The following is a 21411-nucleotide window of genomic DNA, read 5'->3' as shown; positions in this document are numbered from 1 at the left end:
GCCAATCTAACCGCATGTCGGAATATTAGAGGTGCCCTTCAAGGCGTTACCCTATCATTTGACAACTCGGAATGAAAGTTCACTGTTGAACAATTGTCCGACAGTGCCTAAGCTTTTCACTTAGGAACGTGTCGCACCGCCTTTTGGATCATTTATTACCATACTCGATTGATTTTTTGCTCTACTCAAATTATCAATCATTACGACTACTATCATTTCACCCTTACCGGAGCGTGAAACGCCTAGAATAGCGGTGTTTACGGTATCTGTATCGATATAATATTTATCTTTATAATGTGAAACAGGTACACCACCATATCCCTCAAACACTTCTGTTTTCTCAGGAATTTCTCGATATTGCTCTATTATTTCTTCTATTGTAGTAAAGCGACTGTCTCCTTTTTGACCATAGGCTACATTTTCATCACTTCGATAATTAATTTTTGAATACACCAAAAAACCTACCAGCGTTGAAGCCAATAAGCTAACCAAGTATACATTTGTAGGTAACACAGGTAAAAATGCATTTTTAATTGATACACTTTTCTCCCAATCTGTACCAAACACATCAAAAATAGTTGGTTTTTCAATTGTCTTTGATAGATCATTTATGATTGACTGATACGTACCCGCTATAAAATTCAACCCACTCAATGGAAAAAGCACCGCAGCTGAAGAAATTGCGAGTGCTTTCTTATTTATCGTATTTTTTTCATTAGGTAGATCTTCACCATCAATTTTATAGTTGTGATGAAGATACTTCTTCTTTTTCAATGAGAGTTTCCCAATTCCCACTCGCATATCCTCCTAACCTCTCTGCATACTACTGTTTATACCAATGCTCAAAAAGTTTTCTACGTCGATGTGGAGAACTTTCCGTTTGTGGCTGTTGTACAGGTTGCTGCATTGGTTGTGGTTGAACTGGTTGTTGTGCAGGTTGTGGTACAGGCTGTTGTTGATACATATATACTGGCTGTGGTACGGGCTGTACAGGTTGATACATATACATTGATTGTGGTGGTAGTTGACCTGTACCAGCATATGCTTTAATTAATTTATCATTTAGATCTTCTACAAGATTCTGTAACTCACGTATTTTCTCATTATTCTTTGTTTCTTGAGCTTGTTGTTCTCGATTTCGTAAAGCTAATTCTTCTCTTTCTCTATTATTCTTATCCTCTTCTAATTTTAATTGGCGCTCTTGTATCTTTTTATCATATTCTGCTTGTATTTCTTCCTTCCATACAGGAATTAACTGCTTAATTTTTTCATCTAAACGTCCGAATTCTCCCTCCTGCTGTTCATAAGCTGCATTCATAATGTCTTCTACAGCATCAGCATACTCGGATAAATACATGCTCTTTTTATCGATTAAATCGTTTTTACCTTCTACCTTCAACTCATAAACTTTCTCTACAATTGCCTTCTTCTGTTCAATATCATTCTCTTTCTTTAACTCTTCTTCACGAGCACTTATTAATGTATTTTTGCGCTCTTCTAATTCAGAAGAATATGCTGTTAACTCTGCTTCTTGTTGCAACTTAAATGACTCTAATTCTAATTGTTGTTTGTCACGATATGCATTAATTTTTTGCTGCATTTCTTGATTTTCTTTATTTTCAAATCCAGCTAACTCTGCTACCTTTCGTTGGAAATTCTCTTCAAAGATTTCTTGTAGCCTTTCCTCTGCTTCTTTTTGATAATCACGCATCATAACTTCTTTATGAATATTTTCAAGAGCTAAACGAATTTCATCTCGTAGATTATTAATATCTTGATAATATTTATCCTGAATGAGCAAAAATTCTTTACCACTTAAAACGTTTTTTACATAATGTAATTTTTTCTTTTCTAGATCTGTTTCTGCGGTTTCTTCACTAATGCCTAGCAATCCTAATAAATGTTTTACAGTGAATCTAGAATCATACCGTTTTTGTTTTTCTTCAACTTCTCTTAAATCCACAAATTGGCTATATTCAGGAAACCCTACATCTTTTGTTTGAACTTCAACAATAGCTTCTTCAGTTGGCTCTTTCTTTTCCAAATCAGCATATAGCAATTCTTCTTCCAAGCTTTGAACCTGATCATTTTCAATTACTGTATTTTCTAGATCTTCATTTTCCTTTTCTAAATTCACTCCTGTAGGCAGTTGTTCATTTAATTCATCCTCAATAGCAAAAGGATCTTTCTCATTTTCTTCAGATAAAGCTGCGGCTTGCTCTTGTAACCCTTGAATGTCTGATTCTTCAAAAACGTTTGCTCCCTGACCTTGCATTTCATGTACAGACATTTCTGTAAAAGGATCTTCATCTTCCTTTGCAAACTCTTTTTGCACTACATTATTAAACTCATTTGATTCTGTAGTAGCGGCGAGGGGAATTCCCTCGTTTTTCTTACCAAAAAATTTAGAGAAGAATCCACCCTTCGTCTTTTTAGGAGCTTCAACTTCAGGACCAACGTCCAGCTGCTCTTCTTCAGCATGATAACTTGTGTATATACCCTGCTTAATATCCATTGCTAAACTAAAATCTGTTTTTCCCTCTTCTAGATCTTTACATAATGCCGTTTGAATTGAAAAATTCTCGTTTACTCTTACAGGTAATTCAAATTCATAAGCCGTTTCATTTTCAATATCCTGAAGTAAAAGTGCTACTATATCATTTTGTTGATTCTGCTCAATATAGCTTTGAATTAATTTTTCTGCCATTCTTAATCCCAGCTGTTTACCATTCCAGGCCTTATTTTTCTTTAAAAACCTCTTAAAATTTTTAGATTGATCTTTTTGCAAAAATTCTACAATATACATTCTCTTAACCTCATTTCATGTATAGGATGTTTTTAAACAAAAGAGAAGCCTACAAAATAATAAGCTTCTCTTCCAGTGTTTTTCTTAGAAACCAGATGTAACGCCTTGAACTGTACTTGCAAAAGCTCCTGCTCCCCATAAAAGAACGCCTCCGACAATAACGTACAGCAACCATTTTTTCGCTGTACGGCTTGGCCCTTCACCGAACATGAACATGAAAGCAATAATACATACACAGAAAACAATAACTACTATACCAAGTCCTTGTAACTTTCCAGACCAAGTTGTTAATGCATTACTTACAGAATCAAAGAAATCATTGTAAGTTAATAGTTTGATAGCAAAAATATTGAATAGATCCATTTTAAATTCCCACTTTCTTATTTATGTGATTGATTATTTTGAGTTAAATGATTAGGTTTCGGTTGTACATCCGATTGACCTTGTGTTTTGTTCTTTTTTTCCTCTTCAACAACAGAAGCTGCGATGAGATCCATCGCAGCTCCTTCTAACATCTTATTTCTCCACTCAGGATTTCCCCCTTTAAGTAGAGACAAGCAATTGTCACTTACAATCTTATTAGACCATTCCTCATATGTCTTTCCTTGTTTCTTTAAAAGCACCGCTGCTGCATTCTGCAATGGTGTTTTTTCATTTTTTCCAACTTTCCTTGCCATATCTAATTGACTCCTTTACTTAATACTTTGTGTTTTTTTGAGAGATAAAATGCTGAAATACCTCTTCCACATCAGGAATTCCGTCTGAACAAATCGTTATGATCGCAATGAGTACAATTATTCCACCCATAAAAATCATTAAGCGAAACACATTGTTTTCAAGCATTTTTCAAACACCTTCTCTCTAGCGCACTTGCGAAATTGCAGATCCATGAAATTCCATCTTCACATCAGGTAAATTAAAAAGAATAATTTTAAAATTAGCTACTATTTGATAATCAACAACATCACCAAATTTTACTTTTTCATTTAATTGATCACTTTTCACAGTAAAAGCACCTTTATATTGCTTATCACTATAATCTTTTAAATTCTGAACAGATTCTTTTGTTAATCCACCATGTCTTTCAATTTGATAATTAACTTGTTGTTTATACGAATTAACATCACTCAACTGAATACAAAAAAGGGTTACTGCTACCATTAACATGATCAACATTAACCCTATAAACCATTTTGTAATTGTCATAATTGCACCATCTAGCATATTTCACCCTCCCTTATTATTTACGAGAGATTAATAGATGATAGGTGATGTACCAATACCGCTGCTGCAAACCCCACTACTAATATAAATGAACTCATTACCATTTTCGTAGGAAAGAAATTAAATCGCTTTAACTTAAAAGCAATTATTTCATCAATTGCTCGTTGTAACTCAGCGCTTGTCATTTGTCCTAACTCATTAATAACATTCGTATCACTTGAATTTTGCTGAAAATCATAAATAGTTTGCATGATATTAATTGACATATCACTTCCACTTGAACGCATGGCGTAATCAGTGAAAGGCTGAATATCATTCGGCTTATCTGTCATTTCAGACATTAACTTAGCCAACGAATTTTTGTCCACTGGATTTTCCATTCGATTAAGTATCTTTCGAAAAACTTGATATAAACTTGTTGATCCATCAGATTCTTTTAAGTACGGTATTAATAATCTAGTGAACTTAGAAAAATTTAAATGCCTTTCAAATTTAAAGGCACTATACATTTTAGTAACATGTGTATACTTGGAACGATATAAGAAAAACGGTAATCCCAGTGCTACTAGATAACACCAACTTGAGAAAAATAAACCTAGTAGCAATCCGAATACACCCATAACAAATGATTGTATGAATCGTTTCTTTTGAAATTTATCTATCATTTGTTTTGTGTTTCCCATCTCTTCCAACATACTATATAAATCTTCTTCCGCCAGCAATCTATTGTAACGATTTTTTTTACTACTTTTTGCTGTTACTACCTTCATGCTTTTACCTCCATTATTGAGTCATCAAAAAGGTATGTAGTAAAGGATTTAAAGAAGAAAAACATTAAACTCATGTAAATACCACTTGCAATCCAGCCGATGGGATGTCTTGCAAATGCTGTTATATACGTTTTAAAACCAAATGAAAATGTAATAGCCAGGACGAATACGACTATAACGCCACATAGCATTTTCATATCTTTCAAATGCCCTTCCTTTTTACGTTCATATTCATCCTTTTTTTCTTTCGTTTCATTATGATGAGTTTTAATATCTTTTAATGTTTCCAGGTTTGTTCTTCCCTCTAAAACACACGTTTCAAGTTGTTCTAAATACTGATCAAACGTAATATCTTCACGATATTTACTCGATAGCTTTTTAAAAGCTTGAATTACTTGTGTTTGATCCGCCCCCAAAATATTTGCCATTAATATTTTTAAATCGCCTCTCAGTTCGCCTTCTGCACGTTCGCTTGCTTGATCCAAAGCGGTAAATAATGTTTTATTCTCATTCGACAAAAGAGAGGTCATATTATTGACAAATTTATTTCTTTCCTTATAAGAATCACGTTCATATGCCCTTTTAACAATATTGGGCATTAACACTTTCAATCCATATACAGATCCCAACACTCCTAAAATCAGTGAAAGCCACCATATATATAATAAGAGAAAAGAAAATACCCCCGTAACTAAGCCCGGAACAGCAGCATATCTAAGATAATCTTTTTTATTTAAAGGCTTCCCATATGCTACTTTAAACGCATTAACTTCTTCTGCATTTACAAATCTCTTTTTCTTTGTTTTTGCATTAAAAGTAGAGATCTTCAAACTTTATACCTCCTTTCTTATAGTTTTCCATCCTTTATCTACATATTACTAAACCTTCTTTATTTGCTAATTCATCCGTATATTTAGGAAGTTCATAACTCAAATCAATTTCCGCTAACTTGTCATGAAACTCCTCTGATAATTCCCCTGTAGAAAATGTAAATCTTCCATTTCGGTATTTTTGTTCAAATACCATTTGGCAACCCTCGATTGAATATTCCACTATTTTTGCTAAATAGCGAATAACTCGTTTAATCTGTTTTCCCTTTGCATCTACAGTCTTGACTACCACACGTTTAATATGAAAACCAAAATTGAAATAACGCATAATATCTTCTTCTAGCGATTTTTCATCTACTTGATAGCCAATTTTGGACATATTAACAAGTCTTTTTGGTGATGTTTCTGCGTCCACAGAATGGAGTGATGTTACAACATGATGCCCTGATAATACAGCTTGAATCATTTCATATGTTTCCTTACCACGAAGCTCAGAAATCATAAGCCAACGAAGGTTATTACGTAAAGCGGCTATTATTTCATCTGTTACAGAAACCCCATTTCCAGTTAACCAGCTAAATACATCCTTATCGGGGAACAATGATTTAACATGTGTCTCAGGCACATCCTCAATCATAATGGCTTTATGTTCAAATAAGACAAAGGAGAATAGAAGTTTCAACAATTCTGTCTTCCCTGTTCCAGTTTCTCCTGAAATTAAAATATTATTTCTACTCTCCATTACTATTTTAAAAAATTCATATATAAATTTTGGTGCAAACATTTCAAAATTCTCTTCATTTAATGCTAATTTAGGACGAACGATCCTCAACGACATTGTAGAATTACCAGTTGTATTTTGTGAATGAACTGCATTTATACGTACTGAACCATAAACACCATCAAAAATAGGTTTTTTCGGAGTAAATTCCTTTCCAACTGCATGTGCAAATTTCTGAATCAATCTTGTTATATAATCGTCAGTAATTTGATGATCAGTATCTTTATAAATTTCTTTATAATCACTAGATTCTACGATTAAATAACTCCCATTATATGATATATCAGTAATATCAGGTCGTTCTTTAATTAACCTTTCAACAACACCTGTACCAACGATTTCAGAGACAACATACTCATAAACTTCTTCTAACTTATTTTCTTCAAAATCCATAAAATGAGCTGCATATTTTCTTTCTATAATTTTCTTGATTTCTTGCCTTGCTTCTTCTTTTAACATAGCATCGATAATTAATTCAGCCTTACTATTTTTCAAGTCATTTCGTATAGTTTCTAAAGATCTCTGAAAGATTTCGGAACTAAAGTCGTTAATTCTATTATCTTTTTTCTTTTTTACTGATACACTCTTCAGTGAACCTAACATATAATTCTCCTCTCTTCTAAGATGTAGCAATACTTACTTTATAAGTTGCTTGATACGTATTTTCTCCATCTTGAATAATAGTTCGAATAGCCTTAATCGAGCCATTCTTGTTATCTCTGTACTTAAATTCATATTTTGCATCACTGCTAATTTTCACAAGCTTATTTGACTCGATACGTTTCTTAAAATCCTTTTCAAAGTCATCCTTTGAAAGAAACAGCTCTCCACTTTGAATACGAGAACTATTATCCATATTAGATACAGCACTCGCTCGGACTGTCTCTGTAATCCCTTGCACTACCGAATCCGTAGCAAAATTCTCTCTATAGTAGTAACCACCTATAGACACTAAGAAAAGTCCAAAGACTATTATCATTAGGATGAAAGGATGTTCTTTCACTACTTTCACTCCTTTCCAATCAAATAAAGGGAGAGTTTTCTCTCCCTAATTTGTTGGATAATAGTTTACATCCACTGATTAAAGAGTTATTTTACTGAAGCAAGTTTTTGTTTAAAGACATCAATTACCGAGTTTCCTAATTCAGGGAAAGCAACCACTGTAATCCCTACCATTGCTGCACCTAAGATTACTGCTCCAATCATCCACCAGCTACGATCCGTATTTTGATCTAACATTTTTACAACATCCTCTCGATTTTTGTTTTTTTATATAAAAAAGAGACGTAATTAAAAATTACGTCTCTTTTCTTACCCACTTATTTTTTTAATACAATCTAATTCCTAATTTAATAGCACGCTCTACAGTTAGATATTTGCTCATCATCAACATATTAATTGCACCTAATGTAGTGGGCATTAAATCATCCATAAAACTATGAATTTTGTCTTTTACAAAGTCAATCCACATATTAAAGCTAAATCCATCGAATTGACTTGTATCAAAGCTAAAATCAAAGTGGAACAAATCACCTAACGATAAATTACCTAATGATAAATTACCTGAAAGTAAATCTCCAATACCTGATTGAGCAAAAGCGGAAAGGCTTCCTTGCAACGAATATCCAATTAAGCGTATTACAATTCCTGTAATTACAAAGTATAGTGCCATAAAGATAATTTGTTTCTTGGCCGAGTTATAGGTTAGGACATTCACACATTTTTCAACTCCTTTCCTATTGCTTTAACCAAGCAACATCTTCATCTGACCAACCAGGCGGTTTGCCATTTGAGAAAGGATTTTTCGGATCAACAGGTTCTAACAGTAATTCATCATCTTTCAGTGTTTTAGAGCCAATTGTCCCGTACATATATGCATATAAATTTAATGGTTGTGTTACCTCAAAGTTAACCTTATTGGCGCCTATAGGGATTCCTGATGCTATTAAAACGTTGTATTCTCCAAGATCTGCCCAAATTGGAACATATAACTTTCGCTTCCCATCCTTTATTGCATTCTTAATACGTGGATCATGGTCTTTTACTTGTTGATCTGTAAATAAATTACCCGTTTTTTGTTCCACATTAATATGTGGCAATTCAAAAAGATAATCAGTGTTTTTTTTGTCCGTGCTGCCTGTTTTCTCAGCTTCTTCTAAAGGAACAACAAATTGATCACCTTTTTTCTCATAATTCAAATGAGAATCAATTAATCTCTTATCTACTAAAGCATTTGCCTTAACATCATAAGAAACCGCTAATTCATTGTTATAACTAACTAATGGTTTCAACTCAAAACCATAGCCAGTTTTTTGTTTAGGTAGCTGTTTTAACGGAATTGTAAGTGTTTCATAAAAGACTTCCATCTCTTTTCCGACTTCACGCTCCGTCATTATAACGCCTTTATATTTTAACTCAGTAGATGCTTTTGTATTTGCCTTTACAGTTTCTTCAGAAGAAGTATAACCATCCGTATCTACTTTGCCTTTCCCCTCTACGATAAAAATAGATTCTTTATTGACTTTTTCAAATCTAACCTCGTAGTTTCTCTTATTATTTTTCTTTAAAAATTTAGGATCTACCTTGAATTTTATTTCCTCCGGTAATTCCTGAATTGTATATACTTTACTGTCTACCAACTTATTATCAGACTTATCATATAAGTTAACAGCAACATTACTCTTATTAGAGTCCTCATAAATGATGTCCTTGTCTAAACGTACAATTACTGGCAAACCAATATCAGCAGGTGCAGTATCGATTCTTATTTTTCTAAGACCTAAATTTGCATCTGCCACAATTGTATATTTCACCTGGTTAGAAACAGGAGATAATTTGTAATCAACAGAGGTATTTACCACTGTTTTACTTACGTAAAAATCTCCAAATTCATTTTTATGTGTGCCGTAAACAAGGTTCATTTTTACAATATCGCTGCTACTTAATGAATCATTTATATACAGCAAAATAGAGACCACTTTTGATAGATCCTGCTCTCCTGTATACCTATACCAACCATTTGACTTTAAATCAATTTTGTTTGGATTATTTGATTCGACAAAGCTGTTATTAAGCCATATTTCAACGTTCTTATTATTAGCATTTTCTAGTGCTATTTGTTTCAAGAAAGTAACACCATTAAAAGCAGATCCATTATGATCCTTATTTCTTGGAACATATGTAAGTGCCTTTATATGTGACTCATCTTTGATTGTCGTATACGGTTGAACACCGACCACATAGTCACTGTTCTTTTTTCCTGTCACTTTCTCAATTGTTTCACTAACACCGACCATACCAATTTTCACAACTGAAATATTTTTAGAACTTGTTCGGAATTTTTCTGCCCTCGTGTCCATCGCACTACTAAGAACATTCGTAATTTCCAAACCTACCTGATTTCCTTGTGGAAGCAGTACAGGATTAATTCTCGTCTCAAAGTTGATTTTTTTGAGCGTTTTATTACCACGAGTCAATGTGTCATGCCAAATCAAATGATTACTTCCATCATTTTGTTGCTCAATTTTCGGCTCAATGTATTGATCACCATATTTAGCAGAACCCACTACATAATCAAGACCTTTTGGTATTTTCACTCTCATTTCAACTTTTTCATCTAATGAATTATAGTCCATTGCATCAGGTAATTTCACTAAATTATCAACGGTTACACTAACATTATCTGAGCTGTAATAAGTATTTTTATTTGTTTTTACGTCACTGCTTGTTTCACCGTTCATAATACCCAGTGTTTCAAAATTCACAGTACTCCCAACAGGAGATTGCAATTTTGTTATATTTCCCTTTTCATCATACTCAGTAAAGTTGTTATACTTTCCTTCACCACGTACTCGATAACCCACTTTTCTATCAGCAGAAGGATACACTACCGAATCTGTCACCGTTATATTGGGCGTACCTTTTTCATTAACACTACCTATTTTCTTTGTTTTTACCTCTAAAGGAATATTCCATGCTACAACCTCACCATCCCCCATAGATGCATTGATATCATTTTTGATAGCAGCTACTTCACCATTTTTCCTTGCCTCATCATATGCGCTATACCAATCATAATCCTCATCTTTGTTTTGGGTTAGTGTTTCAAAGGAATTATCTCCTTTTTTAGATACTCCAAAATAGATTTTTTGTTTATCACTATTTGTAACTCTTCCCGCAGAAGTGTTGGGATACCCCTCGTTTAACATGTTCTTCTTAGCTGTTTCCGCACCATTTTTCGATAGATAAAACGAATCTGTATTCCACTTATAAATCATCGTTGTACCACCTTCTGTAACAGCACGAACATTCAAATGACTTACGACTTTTACATTTTGTCCTACTATAACTGTTGGATCTCCTTTAGATACAGCGCTATAGCCAACATTTGGTGTACCTAACTCCTTATGATCTGTTGTATGGAATGTAGTTTGTATGGAATATGCACCTTTAGGGTTATTCCTTTCGGTAAGTGTGTATCTTCCAACAGTGTTATAAGGAATTGTATTCCCCTTGCCATCCTCATAAGAATCAATAACAAATTCTAAATAATAATACACATTATTAGGTAGATTATCCTTATTATTTTTGCCCAGTACAGGATAATATTCATTTGTTGAATGTATTAAGAAACGTGTGCTTGAAAATGCTTTTTCATTCTTTCCGAAGGTAGGAATTACTGAATAACCTGGCCTTGACATCATAGTTGGGAAGGTTGAACCAATTACATAGTCTTCTATACTACCCGTATAACCTACACGATCCTTTGTAATTTCTGGTTTATTCAAACGTACTTTTCCACTATCCCATACACTGTCAATCGTGTATTTATCAATATCACTAGCATTCCATTTATCTTTTGGAATATATGATTTAGGACTGTTTGCTGTCTCAGTACGAGGATCTTTATAGCCCTTCATCCCAATTTCAAAACTTTCCGTACCTTTTTGTGGCACTTTGTCTACTATTTTATCAATAGCCTGATAGTTAAAAATCTTTATCGGTTTATCCCGACCCTCAAAATTCAATGTTTCTGCACCTAACGATTTATAATCCCAATCGACTTTTCCTGAAAAATTAAAGTGATAATTAATCTTTCCAGCAGGGAATGTAGCCCCTCGTAAATCAGTTCGGTTCGGTAAATTATTAACAAATAAATCTAAAGCAACTGGATATATGATTGTACGATCATCCTCTTTTGCATTGGGATCATAAACCTTATAATCCAATCTAGGCATTCCACCATAAGAAGCAGTAAAGCGAGCCTTTACATTAACCTTTCCTGAAGTAGTAACGGGACTAATACCATCAAATGATTGCGATACATTTTCATTTGTAATATCTTTCCCATCTACACTTATAACCTGGATTTTTATGTTAGGTTTTAATTTCAGTCCATGCTCCGCCCCTTGTACTTCCACTGTAACAGGGATCATTAAGGAGTTACCTGTTTCTTTTAACGTGTATTCCATATCAAAAGATACGATACCCTTTTCTAAATCCTCTTTTCCGCCAACAGCAAATTTTGCATTAACACGCTTGTTTGTAATTCCATTTTCTAATGTACCGGTGATTTTCATCTTAATATTTTTTAGCGTTTCATTCTTCTTAGGATTAATCGTCACCTTAAGTGGATATGTTACTGTATCAAACGTTCTTACAATGCCATTATTAGGGCTAGAATCATTACCTGCTTCATCATTCGAATCAAAAGGTGCTGTTCCATCTACAATGTCTGAAGGCTTAATAAAGGCTTCAAAATCAAACAACTCACTACCTTTTTTACCATTTGCCACAACTACCTCGTTTGGATTAATTCCTGTACTCTTCAGGTCCGATTTTTCTTGCAGCACAGTCACATCGTCCGTTTTTTTCTCTTGAGCCTGTTTCTGGTCCGATGTACTTTCTGCATGTCCAATTGATACAAAGTCAGCCAAGCTTCCAAACAGAAGCATAACAACAAATAGTAAACTAAATGACCTTCTAAACCACAATCGTATTCCTCCTCTCTTTACAACCATGAGGATCTATCCTCACATGAGAGAAGGGAATTGGTTGGACTTCTTGCTTTTTCTTCCATAGAATCCTCCTTGTGACATAGCGCTATAAGGCTTTATTTATCTTAAAAAATCATTTAGGAGTATTTAAAATTTTTATAACACGGGATTCATCTATAAACTCTTTCCACCCCTCTACAGTCACTTTTTTTCTTATTCTTCTTTCCTCATCACGGATGGAAAAAATACCGAATCGATTTAAAACATTGGTCAATGCTCCCATATTTCCATACCTTAAAAATGATGTAATAGCTCGCTGTTTCAATTGTGGTATTTTACAATTTGTACGAATTAGTGCCGCAAAAGGAATGTATTGTCCTCTTGGATTATAAGCACCCTTCCCATACTGTTCATATAATTCAATGTCTACTAGCTCCATATCTACGATTTTGCAAGATTCCTCTTCCAATTCAATATGACTAATAATATAACCAACGGATTCTTTCACCTGTTTAATTATCGTTTCTTTTTTAGAGTCAGGTTGCGGCATAAATACGCCATAAACAACTTTTAATTGTTGTACATTATCTTCTAAAGGACAAACTTTAACTTCATCTTCCTTTTGAGCATAGTTATCTAAAGCACTTACCTCTACTGCATCAATTAATATATTTAAATCTTCACTAATTGGCATTACTGCATATTGCACTCTTAACCACTCCTTATTAAATAAAACTAAAAAGCCTACCATACATTTGATAGACTTTTGATTTCTATTTAATTCACTTGTAATTTAATCCTTGCTCTCAACCCTGGTATTTTTAATGGATCAAGCTTTATTAATTCTTCTATAAACACATATTCTTTTTCCAGGAGTGCTTCAGCTGCATCGATTGGGTACTCTTGATCTCCATCATCTAAAACAATTCTTTTATTTTCAGAATAAAAAAGGAATCCATAAGTATAATCCTCATGAATTCCTTCAATACAAACTGACATTGTAACCCTCCATATTTAGTTGTAATTTTGCTCAGAGATTTTTTTACACCCTTTCGGTTTACCCTGTTCATCTAGTCTAATTGTCATTCCACCATATGTAACATTTCCAACAAATTTATTTCTATATAAATACTCACATCCTGTCTCTTTATCTACAAAAACCTTAATACCTTCTTTCTCACTTGAAATCGTTTGTACAGCTTCAGAATCCCCTGCTACCGGCTTATCAACATCTACACAACCAACAAGCCCTATAAGAACAAATCCTAGTAAGAATTTTTTCATATTATTTCTGCTCCTTTATGATCTTGTTAATTTTTACTGGTTCATACATTTCTAATTCTTCATTTTCACTATCTACTTTTTGAGTTTCAAAAGTAACGCTATAATTCTCACCATTAACTTGCACTTCACATTTTAGATCATTATCTATCCAATATTCAAAATCGGCAATACCAAATATGCCAGGCGATCCTATATTAGAATCTAGCTGTCTCCCATAAGAGAAAGAATTACCGGATCGGTTAATCATTTCAAAATACTTACTACTAATATTTAATTCTTTTTCAACCATCTTTTCCGCTATTTTCACATTTTCCTTACTTTGTTCTATTTTTATAGCAGCCACTCTATTACTTTTATCAACCGCTTTAGACCAACAATCATTTATGAGATATATGAAAAAACCAAGGCAAACTATCAATACGAAAACTAATAAAAAATTTATAAGTTTTTTATTAGTTTTCTTTTTCATTTTCGTCTTCATATTACTTACCTACAGCCTTTTCTTGATTAGCTTGCTCTCTTTTCCGTTGCAATTCTTGCTTTTTATAAAACATTTTTATTGATTCTTCCCAATACGTATATTTACAATCTGTTTCTTTGATTTTCATACTTCTTCTCTCCCTTTAATTTACAAGCCAATGGATATAAATAACCAGGCATACTAATATTAGAAAAACAATTCCTGAAATGATAACAATGTTGACCATTTTAAGTTACTCCCTTACTAATTTTTCAATATTTTTAGGGGCATACATTTCGATATTCATTTCTTTATCAACTATTTTTTTGACGTTAAAATACACTTTATACTTTCCATCATCCGTTTTGACATTACAATTCATGTCCTCTTCTACCCATTTTTGATCATTTAGTTCTATGCCATTTCTATTATCAAATAACTTAATATTTTTAATATCCTTATTTAGTTCCTTAGCAATTAACTCTTCTGCTATTTTAATATTTTCATAAGTTTGTAGGGATTTTACCTTATCCTCTTTTGATTCATTAGTCATCCATGTATAAGACCATAAGAAAAACCATACCATCAGTGCAAATATGAGACACTCTATACTAAATATCATTTCTATTAGCTTCTTCATAGAATCACCTTTCAATTCTTGATTCCTTATTTCGTTCTTTATTCGTAATCTTAATTTCCCCTAATTCATAATTCTCTTCGGTATTTGTAACTTCTTTATTTTCACTTGTAGCAGCCTTTTCTTTCTCCGCTGCCATAGTACCTGTATTAGTAGAATTCGAACAACCTACTAAGCTATATAGCGCCATAGCGTACGCTAAACTAATTAATGCTTTTTTCTTATTCATATCTCCATCCCCACTTCCCTAATTTCTTAAATTGCCTTTTCTTTTAAGATTAATTACAAACAAAACATACTGATTACTACCTAATATGCTTTGTTTATAGCTAATCTTTACCAATAAAAAAGAGCAGTCAATTAAGGATCTGCTCTTTCTTTTACATTCTCTTATTTTATTAATCCTCAAGAAACCATTAATCACAACCTGGGCCGCTATCACCAATCGATGAAGAATCCGGTTGGGAACAATTATTATCATCCCCTGATGAATAAGTTGAACTTCCTAATGCAACACCTAGAACAATATTATTAATGTCATTACTTTCCGTACTATTAGAAGAATGAGTAGATCCATTGTATGAACGTATTGGACCTCCTTTACTTTTCGTTTTATTAGTGTTTTGTTTACCCAAATTAGTAGAAACATTGTTATTTTGGTTAAATACTCGCTTCATCATATCTCTATCCCCTTTTTCATATTGATTTGGTTTATCCTTGCTATGATCAATTACATAAACAGGATTCTGATTTATATCATCTTTTTGTATATTAATTTTTAAAGGAGAATTTTTTTCTTTTTTATATCTCCTAATTGCTTTCTTTTTCTTAAAAATAGTTATAAGTCCAATGATAAGTCCAATATAGTAAATACCAACAAGAAAATAATCAAAGAAAATATTGGATACGAGGGTTAATAATTTATCCTCGCCCTCACCAAAATTAATTATTTCTTCCATTCTTGGTTCTAAAAACCACCAAACGACGGATACAAAACAGCTTGCTATCCATAACGAAAACCATATATTCTTAATTTCTTCTTTAAGTCTTCTTATTTCAGATATTTTTTCTTCTGCATTCAAAACATTCACCCTCTTACTAACTTTTTATTAAAGCATTTGCTACCTGATAGCAAAAGAAGTTTTTACTAAGTACTTGAAACAAAGAATCTGACATCCATGCAGCATCTTCATCTAACACGCCTTTTACGTTTAAAGCATCATTTAACTTCTGCATGACACCTTTCTCTTCATATAAGTTCTCTCCAACTTGAACGAACATTTCCCAACCTTTTTCATTAATTTTTATTGTGACTTCCTTGTTCATGATTTCCCCCTTCATTAACTATGGATAAAATAGGATTTATTTTCTGAATAACAATTATTTTTTTAGAATCATACAATTATTTAACACCTTTCCCATAACAATTAGTACAGGTTACTTTAATACCAAACTCCTGCGTTTCATAACCAAATGAACCCTCTTTTATTATGTAATTTTTACCGAACATGAAACCTTTGCCCTGGCACTTTTTACATTTTCTAACCTTCTTCATTGTCCGTCTCCATCCATTTCCCCCAGGTTAAAAGTAAAATAAAGATTTCACCATCAACTTTCACACTTACTCTTAATCCTGATTTCTCTAGATCATCAATTATTTTCAAGTAAACATTACACTTATAAATTACTTCTTCTGCAATTTCTTCCATGCTAAGTTCAATTATTTCATCTTCCCAACAAATACCTACAATTCTTTTTACCTCTTTGCGATATTTCCAATACTTCCATTTAATAACGACACTATTATAGAAAAACCTACAAAAGAAATTCGAAAATGTTTTTCTAATCATATCCTTGAAATTGAAACTAGTACGGTTCTCCATAATGTTACAATTCATTAGGCTTATTACTAAATGATCAAATCCTTTATTCATTTGCTCTCTAATTTTTTTAGTAAGAAATTTACTAGTAAACTCTTTTTCTAAAAAATTTTCAAAAGCTATTCTATAAATTTCTAACACCACTTGTTTTTCTTTCTCTGAATTATGCTTCAAATTAGCTAACTCGTATTCCGTTATTAGGGGTTTTTTTACCAATACAAACACCTCCCTCTACTTTTATATACAACTGTTTAACAAAAAGAGCAGTCCCTTTAGGATCTGCCCTTTTTCAGTACCAATCTTGTTTAAAATATTTTAGATGTACATAAGAGTAGAGGTAACAACGCTATATCACCTGGGGAAAGGAGGAATAAATATATCTGTTACCTCCACTCTTATACTCAACTGACTATTAAAAAAAGAGCAGTCCCTTAAAGAGCTGCTCTTTTATCATCTTAATCTTTAGAATTTTTTACACTTTAGCTTATAACGCTCTGCCCAAAATATCCTCTGCATTGTAAGTTTCTACAAATTTTGTCCATGAATCATTTCCATAAGGATTATCTCTATAGTTTTTCTGCAAGAGTCCTAAATTAATAGGTAAATCCATTAACATACCCGCTGTCAATGGCAAAGGCAATAACTTTGTTCCTAAAATTTTCGGGTGAAACTCTACATGATGATATTTCAGCGTCTCTGCAATCCATTCAGCCGCTTGTGGATCAAGTATTCTTTTATAAAGTACATAATGACAATTATCTAGAATGACATCATCTAATCTTAGTACATGCTGAACGCTTAATGTCGTGCTAATTCTGTAACCACACCATGTTTGAAAAATGGCATGAAACTCAGGAGATGCATATCCTTCATATTCCATAAGGAAAAGATGTAATGATTTTTCTTGTCCCCACTTTATATCTTGCATTTCTTTTATTTTCATTAAGAATTCCATAACACGTTGACTATTCATTTCTTGATTTCCCAAAAATTCATTAGGGAAAATTACATGAATTAAAAGTTTTTCTTCTTTTTTTGCCATTAAATCATTATTTAACTGCTGCAAAATATCTTCTTTTTCTAAATCATACGTTAAAATATGATATCCTTGTTTTTCTTTAAATGTATACACATTTGATATTTGATCTATTGGATCTATTACTACTAAATTCTTTTCTTCCTCTAGTAGAATGTTAGGTATTATAACAGAAAAATCTTTTCCTGTTCCTACTCCACCTACAACAGCCGTGTTTACATTCTCTTGCTCCTGTACTTCTTCCTTCACTATTTCAACAGCTTTTTCGACTTGACCAAGCCTTACCATGCTAACACCTCCATTTTCTAATCAACTTGTAATTGATCGATTAATTAAAAACAAAACATACTGAAGATACTCAATATGCTTTGTTTATTGCTAATCTCAAAACATAAAAAAGAGCAGCCCCCAGGGATCTGCTCTCTTTACATAAAATTATTTCACTTGATAATCAATAAACATTACTTGATCACGAAATACCTCAAACTTTTCTACTTTGTCATTAATACCTTCGAATCCATCTCTACTTTCGTTCATCTCAACTTCAAATATTGCGTGTCCAACACCCTGAAAAAACTTAGTATTAATGAATGTACTTGCTTTCTCTATATTCTCCGCATTGACAATAGTCGCTCTTCTTATACCACTTACAAAATGAAATGTTGCAATAATATTCATGACTTTCCCCCATTTAAATTGTGCAAAAAGAGTTTGCAAACAAAAAATATATTTAGTCTAATAGCATGGTAATAACCATTTTTTCAATTCCCAGCCAGGTTAAAGTTGTTAAAACCAAAACCAACAACCACAAACAAGCATCTTTTACAGCTGATCTGATGTTTTCCATTACTACATTGTCTTTTCTGTAAGAATCATGATGAATGATAGCGATGCATCAAATAACAAAATCATTAAAACCATAAAAGTTATCATAGCTGGAAATAACAGTTGATCTCGGCCAAACATATCCCCTTACCTCCCATTCCCCTACTTGATTGTGACAATAAAAAAGAGCAGAACCATTTAAATGATTCTGCTCTTCAGTGCATGGAATTTAGTTTGTTTTTTCGTACTTACGAGTTTTACCTTCAGATATTTTTTTTAGGAACTCTTCTTTATCATCAGCTGCTTTAAATTCTTTTTGGAAATTCTCCCAATAGTTATTTGATGATAAATCTACCCTTTTAGTAGAAATTCCATTTTCAGTGGGTGAAATTAAATGTTTTTCTCCACCATTGGCAAGTCGTAAAGGATCACTTTTACCAAACTTCTCTTTTAGTGAAATTGATACAACGGCATACTTTCCAGCCTTGTATTCTGTTTCCTCTACTTTGTATAAAGCATATTCGTTAGGACGATCTTTACCACGATGTATCTTCCATTCGTTTTCTTCAACTATTTCTATGAATGTTGATCCATCATTTTCTTTATACTTTTCACCTTTTTTAAATGCTAGTGAATTATCACTACAACCCGAAAGTAATGTGATTATAAAAACACATAAAACCGATAATAATTTCATGTTTTTAAACATGGTCTCTTCTCCCCATTCTATTGATAGTAACTATATTAGTATATCATCATATCAACATTTGAGACCCTTTTATTTTCATGGCGCTATAACACAATGGATCTCACTTTAAATGTACAACCCAATGTGTTTTTCGGACCAATGTTATATTAATCACTGTAAATGTATAAATTGCATTCATACTATTACAAAAAACGTTAATTTTTTCACCTAAACTATAACGTTCATCTAAGTCAAATAGACCAACGCTAATACTTTTACTCTTCAGGATTTTCCTTGCTTTTGCGTTAACATTCAGCTCACTCACCTCCAAACTCTACTACTATTTCGAGCTAAAGTTTCGTTATAGAGTGAATAAATGACCTGTTGTGTATTATAACGATAAAATTCCGATAAGACTTTAGCTGCTGAATCGAAAGTAATCATGTATTCAGTTAAACCAACTATATGAACCAATGGTATATTTGCGCTAATCAATAGATTAATACCAATATCCTTACAGCCAATTAATTGTTTTACTGCATCCATATACTTTTTAGTAAGACGATCAAATGCTGTAATCACTAAAATCTGCATCTTTTCTGACTCTCTACTTTCACCTAAATGCTTCTTGGCTCTTTTCAAAGCTACAATACAATCAGCTTCACTATCATATTTATTAAAATCTAAATGGCAGCTCACTACTTCGTTATGATCTAACGTATCTATCATTTCTTTCTGAAATTCTAAACTTAAATCATATTCTCCTACAACGAAATATCCCGTAGGATATTTCCTTTTTGCTGTTATAACACCTGCAATTTTTTTTACATACCTTTCACGGTGTTCCTTTCCCATTTTTCTTACTCCCTTTAAATGCAGCTCGTATTATTTTTTCACAAGCTACCTCTTATACAATTTAATATTTGATCAGCTTAATTCTACATAAAACCCTTTTCAACCCTAAAATGATTAAAAATTAAAGGTCTATATTTATACATTTGCAAATGCAAGAAGGAGATTCTTCATTTAACAAAAGTGACGATTAGTCTCGTTTCGCCCACTCGCTAAAGGTATGATTGTACAGTCAATCGCTCAGGAATAATCCGTCATGGCGCTATGATCTAACTATGATCTAATGTACAGCAAACCTTTAAGTAATTTGTAGAGCTTGATGCCCTACAAGATAGACCACCACTAGTTGCTATATTACAAGCGGTACTTATGACCCTCAGGGTTTAATCGTGTATTTCTTCTCCCTATTCACGATATGGAGTGGCAAACAGTGGTCGTGGCACTCCCCCAGCATCTATATACAGTTTTCAAAGGACAATCGGGATCATTTTAATCTAAGAGATAGTAATTATTTGATAGGATTAAATCCTCATAACGCCATCCCTTATCGATTCCAAAACTTCAAATGATCCCTGGTGCATTTGAATTTCATGCACAATTAAATGATCAAATATTATATTATTAACTAACTTTATTTGCTTTTTTAACAAATTTAACTTCCATCAATTTTGCATTAGTTTTAGATTTTTTTGCGATTATAACGCCATAGCTGTTTCTTACACATTTTATGTACCTAAATATTCTTGCTAACGGAATTTCACGTTTTTGCATCGGATCATACAGATTGCCATTATCTAAAACGATATATTCTTGTCCTTGAAAAGTACTAATTGAATGTGCCTTTCTTACTAAAGCACCAGTATCCATTTCTTGTACAACTTTTAAACTATGTGTTTTTTTGCTAAATTCTTTTGCACGCATGAACATCTTCTCCAATCTTTAATTTTTATATTTAACAGCCGATTTTCTCAGGATCTGCTGTTCATCTAACAACAAGTTTTTCAACTCAACCAAGAATCACATAACTCTTAAAACAAATTTCAAGGCGAGCGAGCATTATAAAATTTTCAATGCAGTCTACGGATAAAAAAACAAAAAAGGCGTAAACTAATGTGCTTTAGTTTACGCCTTTTTCCTCATATCCGAAGAACCACTTCTTGAAGAATAACCGAATAAAATCAATAATATTTGCCAGTAAAATCGCGCAAGTATACCCTTGTATAAACACACGAAACAGTATAATATTATTGATGTTGCATCTAGTTATGCTTCATCAAAGTGGGCGGCCTTTCTAAAACACCTTTATTGTTTTAAGAAGGTCGAAAGTAATAGGAGCGCCAAC

The 21411-nt window shown here is 32.8% G+C and carries 27 protein-coding genes and 2 pseudogenes; all 29 read right to left on the bottom strand.

What is annotated here, in order from left to right; genetic code table 11:
- Positions 1-138: 138 nt before the first annotated feature.
- A pseudogene (locus MHB52_RS36245) lies at positions 139-801 on the bottom strand (type IV secretory system conjugative DNA transfer family protein); the annotation flags it as partial.
- Positions 802-823: 22 nt separating this feature from the next.
- Positions 824-2806, bottom strand: a complete 1983-nt coding sequence (locus MHB52_RS36240; protein WP_061664828.1) for a hypothetical protein — start codon at positions 2804-2806, stop codon at positions 824-826.
- An 84-nt stretch (positions 2807-2890) separates the two neighbouring features.
- The gene (locus tag MHB52_RS36235) at positions 2891-3169 is read right to left on the bottom strand and encodes a TrbC/VirB2 family protein (protein WP_000362938.1); all 279 of its coding nucleotides are present in this window, start codon (positions 3167-3169) and stop codon (positions 2891-2893) included.
- A 17-nt stretch (positions 3170-3186) separates the two neighbouring features.
- Positions 3187-3483, bottom strand: a complete 297-nt coding sequence (locus MHB52_RS36230) for a hypothetical protein (protein ID WP_061664827.1) — start codon at positions 3481-3483, stop codon at positions 3187-3189.
- 19 nt (positions 3484-3502) lie between these two features.
- Complete coding sequence (locus tag MHB52_RS36225; protein ID WP_170955797.1) at positions 3503-3649, bottom strand: hypothetical protein; 147 nt, start codon at positions 3647-3649, stop codon at positions 3503-3505.
- 18 nt (positions 3650-3667) lie between these two features.
- The gene (locus MHB52_RS36220; protein WP_061664826.1) at positions 3668-4030 is read right to left on the bottom strand and encodes a hypothetical protein; all 363 of its coding nucleotides are present in this window, start codon (positions 4028-4030) and stop codon (positions 3668-3670) included.
- Positions 4031-4050: 20 nt separating this feature from the next.
- A complete protein-coding gene (locus tag MHB52_RS36215) occupies positions 4051-4800 on the bottom strand; it encodes a hypothetical protein (RefSeq protein ID WP_061664825.1) in 750 nt (249 codons plus the stop codon).
- Positions 4797-5630 carry a hypothetical protein gene (locus MHB52_RS36210; RefSeq protein ID WP_000704112.1) on the bottom strand — a complete coding sequence of 278 codons (834 nt, stop codon included), beginning with the start codon at positions 5628-5630 and terminating at the stop codon, positions 4797-4799. The genes MHB52_RS36215 and MHB52_RS36210 overlap by 4 nt, the downstream gene beginning before the upstream one ends.
- Positions 5631-5664: 34 nt before the next feature.
- On the bottom strand, positions 5665-7002 hold the full coding sequence (locus MHB52_RS36205; protein ID WP_061664834.1) for an ATPase, T2SS/T4P/T4SS family: 1338 nt from the start codon (positions 7000-7002) through the stop codon (positions 5665-5667).
- A 28-nt stretch (positions 7003-7030) separates the two neighbouring features.
- Positions 7031-7414 carry a hypothetical protein gene (locus MHB52_RS36200; protein WP_016083841.1) on the bottom strand — a complete coding sequence of 128 codons (384 nt, stop codon included), beginning with the start codon at positions 7412-7414 and terminating at the stop codon, positions 7031-7033.
- An 86-nt stretch (positions 7415-7500) separates the two neighbouring features.
- On the bottom strand, positions 7501-7650 hold the full coding sequence (locus MHB52_RS36195) for a hypothetical protein (RefSeq protein ID WP_000886821.1): 150 nt from the start codon (positions 7648-7650) through the stop codon (positions 7501-7503).
- Positions 7651-7738: 88 nt separating this feature from the next.
- Entirely contained in the window at positions 7739-8128 is a 390-nt protein-coding gene (locus tag MHB52_RS36190; RefSeq protein WP_042596258.1) for a hypothetical protein, read from the bottom strand.
- A 19-nt stretch (positions 8129-8147) separates the two neighbouring features.
- Positions 8148-12431 (bottom strand): hypothetical protein, encoded by a 4284-nt coding sequence (locus MHB52_RS36185; protein ID WP_061664824.1) that lies wholly within the window; start codon positions 12429-12431, stop codon positions 8148-8150.
- Positions 12432-12540: 109 nt separating this feature from the next.
- Complete coding sequence (locus MHB52_RS36180) at positions 12541-13116, bottom strand: hypothetical protein (protein WP_061664823.1); 576 nt, start codon at positions 13114-13116, stop codon at positions 12541-12543.
- A gap of 68 nt (positions 13117-13184) precedes the next feature.
- Complete coding sequence (locus tag MHB52_RS36175) at positions 13185-13406, bottom strand: hypothetical protein (protein WP_061664822.1); 222 nt, start codon at positions 13404-13406, stop codon at positions 13185-13187.
- 15 nt (positions 13407-13421) lie between these two features.
- On the bottom strand, positions 13422-13691 hold the full coding sequence (locus MHB52_RS36170; protein ID WP_016083835.1) for a DUF6440 family protein: 270 nt from the start codon (positions 13689-13691) through the stop codon (positions 13422-13424).
- A gap of 1 nt (position 13692) precedes the next feature.
- On the bottom strand, positions 13693-14172 hold the full coding sequence (locus MHB52_RS36165) for a hypothetical protein (RefSeq protein WP_061664821.1): 480 nt from the start codon (positions 14170-14172) through the stop codon (positions 13693-13695).
- Position 14173: 1 nt separating this feature from the next.
- Positions 14174-14299: a hypothetical protein gene (locus tag MHB52_RS36160; RefSeq protein WP_277996121.1), complete on the bottom strand. Its 126-nt coding sequence runs from the start codon at positions 14297-14299 to the stop codon at positions 14174-14176.
- A 105-nt stretch (positions 14300-14404) separates the two neighbouring features.
- On the bottom strand, positions 14405-14791 hold the full coding sequence (locus MHB52_RS36155) for a hypothetical protein (RefSeq protein ID WP_061664820.1): 387 nt from the start codon (positions 14789-14791) through the stop codon (positions 14405-14407).
- 10 nt (positions 14792-14801) lie between these two features.
- Positions 14802-15017: pseudogene (locus MHB52_RS36150) on the bottom strand (hypothetical protein); the annotation flags it as partial.
- Positions 15018-15204: 187 nt separating this feature from the next.
- Entirely contained in the window at positions 15205-15870 is a 666-nt protein-coding gene (locus tag MHB52_RS36145; RefSeq protein WP_061664819.1) for a hypothetical protein, read from the bottom strand.
- 16 nt (positions 15871-15886) lie between these two features.
- Entirely contained in the window at positions 15887-16114 is a 228-nt protein-coding gene (locus MHB52_RS36140) for a hypothetical protein (protein WP_061664818.1), read from the bottom strand.
- A 215-nt stretch (positions 16115-16329) separates the two neighbouring features.
- Positions 16330-16893, bottom strand: coding sequence for a hypothetical protein (locus tag MHB52_RS36135; RefSeq protein WP_253703546.1), 564 nt, complete (start codon positions 16891-16893; stop codon positions 16330-16332).
- 259 nt (positions 16894-17152) lie between these two features.
- Positions 17153-17992, bottom strand: coding sequence for a type IV secretory system conjugative DNA transfer family protein (locus MHB52_RS36130; RefSeq protein ID WP_061664816.1), 840 nt, complete (start codon positions 17990-17992; stop codon positions 17153-17155).
- Positions 17993-18139: 147 nt separating this feature from the next.
- Entirely contained in the window at positions 18140-18382 is a 243-nt protein-coding gene (locus tag MHB52_RS36125) for a hypothetical protein (protein WP_061664815.1), read from the bottom strand.
- 376 nt (positions 18383-18758) lie between these two features.
- Entirely contained in the window at positions 18759-19238 is a 480-nt protein-coding gene (locus tag MHB52_RS36120) for a DUF5512 family protein (protein WP_061664814.1), read from the bottom strand.
- Between the two features lie 100 nt (positions 19239-19338).
- On the bottom strand, positions 19339-19542 hold the full coding sequence (locus MHB52_RS36115) for a hypothetical protein (RefSeq protein ID WP_001292886.1): 204 nt from the start codon (positions 19540-19542) through the stop codon (positions 19339-19341).
- Positions 19539-20072 carry a hypothetical protein gene (locus MHB52_RS36110; protein ID WP_061664813.1) on the bottom strand — a complete coding sequence of 178 codons (534 nt, stop codon included), beginning with the start codon at positions 20070-20072 and terminating at the stop codon, positions 19539-19541. Before MHB52_RS36110 ends, MHB52_RS36115 begins: the two co-directional genes overlap by 4 nt.
- 618 nt (positions 20073-20690) lie before the next feature.
- Entirely contained in the window at positions 20691-20990 is a 300-nt protein-coding gene (locus MHB52_RS36105; RefSeq protein WP_001201722.1) for a hypothetical protein, read from the bottom strand.
- Positions 20991-21411: the final 421 nt, after the last annotated feature.

The organism is Bacillus sp. FSL K6-0073 (genome assembly GCF_038006085.1).
GTDB classification, from domain to species: Bacteria; Bacillota; Bacilli; order Bacillales; family Bacillaceae_G; genus Bacillus_A; species Bacillus_A cereus.
Note: the sequence above shows the minus strand (reverse complement) of the source record. Positions and strands in the feature narration are given on the sequence as shown.

Bases quoted from the DNA above. Each gene is read 5' to 3' on its own strand.
- MHB52_RS36240 (WP_061664828.1), bottom strand. From the start codon at position 2,806: ATGTATATTGTAGAATTTTTGCAAAAAGATCAATCTAAAAATTTTAAG.
- MHB52_RS36235 (WP_000362938.1), bottom strand. From the start codon at position 3,169: ATGGATCTATTCAATATTTTTGCTATCAAACTATTAACTTACAATGAT.
- MHB52_RS36230 (WP_061664827.1), bottom strand. From the start codon at position 3,483: ATGGCAAGGAAAGTTGGAAAAAATGAAAAAACACCATTGCAGAATGCA.
- MHB52_RS36225 (WP_170955797.1), bottom strand. From the start codon at position 3,649: ATGCTTGAAAACAATGTGTTTCGCTTAATGATTTTTATGGGTGGAATA.
- MHB52_RS36220 (WP_061664826.1), bottom strand. From the start codon at position 4,030: ATGCTAGATGGTGCAATTATGACAATTACAAAATGGTTTATAGGGTTA.
- MHB52_RS36215 (WP_061664825.1), bottom strand. From the start codon at position 4,800: ATGAAGGTAGTAACAGCAAAAAGTAGTAAAAAAAATCGTTACAATAGA.
- MHB52_RS36195 (WP_000886821.1), bottom strand. From the start codon at position 7,650: ATGTTAGATCAAAATACGGATCGTAGCTGGTGGATGATTGGAGCAGTA.
- MHB52_RS36185 (WP_061664824.1), bottom strand. From the start codon at position 12,431: ATGGTTGTAAAGAGAGGAGGAATACGATTGTGGTTTAGAAGGTCATTT.
- MHB52_RS36175 (WP_061664822.1), bottom strand. From the start codon at position 13,406: ATGTCAGTTTGTATTGAAGGAATTCATGAGGATTATACTTATGGATTC.
- MHB52_RS36170 (WP_016083835.1), bottom strand. From the start codon at position 13,691: ATGAAAAAATTCTTACTAGGATTTGTTCTTATAGGGCTTGTTGGTTGT.
- MHB52_RS36165 (WP_061664821.1), bottom strand. From the start codon at position 14,172: ATGAAGACGAAAATGAAAAAGAAAACTAATAAAAAACTTATAAATTTT.
- MHB52_RS36160 (WP_277996121.1), bottom strand. From the start codon at position 14,299: ATGAAAATCAAAGAAACAGATTGTAAATATACGTATTGGGAAGAATCA.
- MHB52_RS36155 (WP_061664820.1), bottom strand. From the start codon at position 14,791: ATGAAGAAGCTAATAGAAATGATATTTAGTATAGAGTGTCTCATATTT.
- MHB52_RS36140 (WP_061664818.1), bottom strand. From the start codon at position 16,114: ATGAACAAGGAAGTCACAATAAAAATTAATGAAAAAGGTTGGGAAATG.
- MHB52_RS36130 (WP_061664816.1), bottom strand. From the start codon at position 17,992: ATGGTAAGGCTTGGTCAAGTCGAAAAAGCTGTTGAAATAGTGAAGGAA.
- MHB52_RS36125 (WP_061664815.1), bottom strand. From the start codon at position 18,382: ATGAATATTATTGCAACATTTCATTTTGTAAGTGGTATAAGAAGAGCG.
- MHB52_RS36120 (WP_061664814.1), bottom strand. From the start codon at position 19,238: ATGTTTAAAAACATGAAATTATTATCGGTTTTATGTGTTTTTATAATC.
- MHB52_RS36110 (WP_061664813.1), bottom strand. From the start codon at position 20,072: ATGGGAAAGGAACACCGTGAAAGGTATGTAAAAAAAATTGCAGGTGTT.
- MHB52_RS36105 (WP_001201722.1), bottom strand. From the start codon at position 20,990: ATGCGTGCAAAAGAATTTAGCAAAAAAACACATAGTTTAAAAGTTGTA.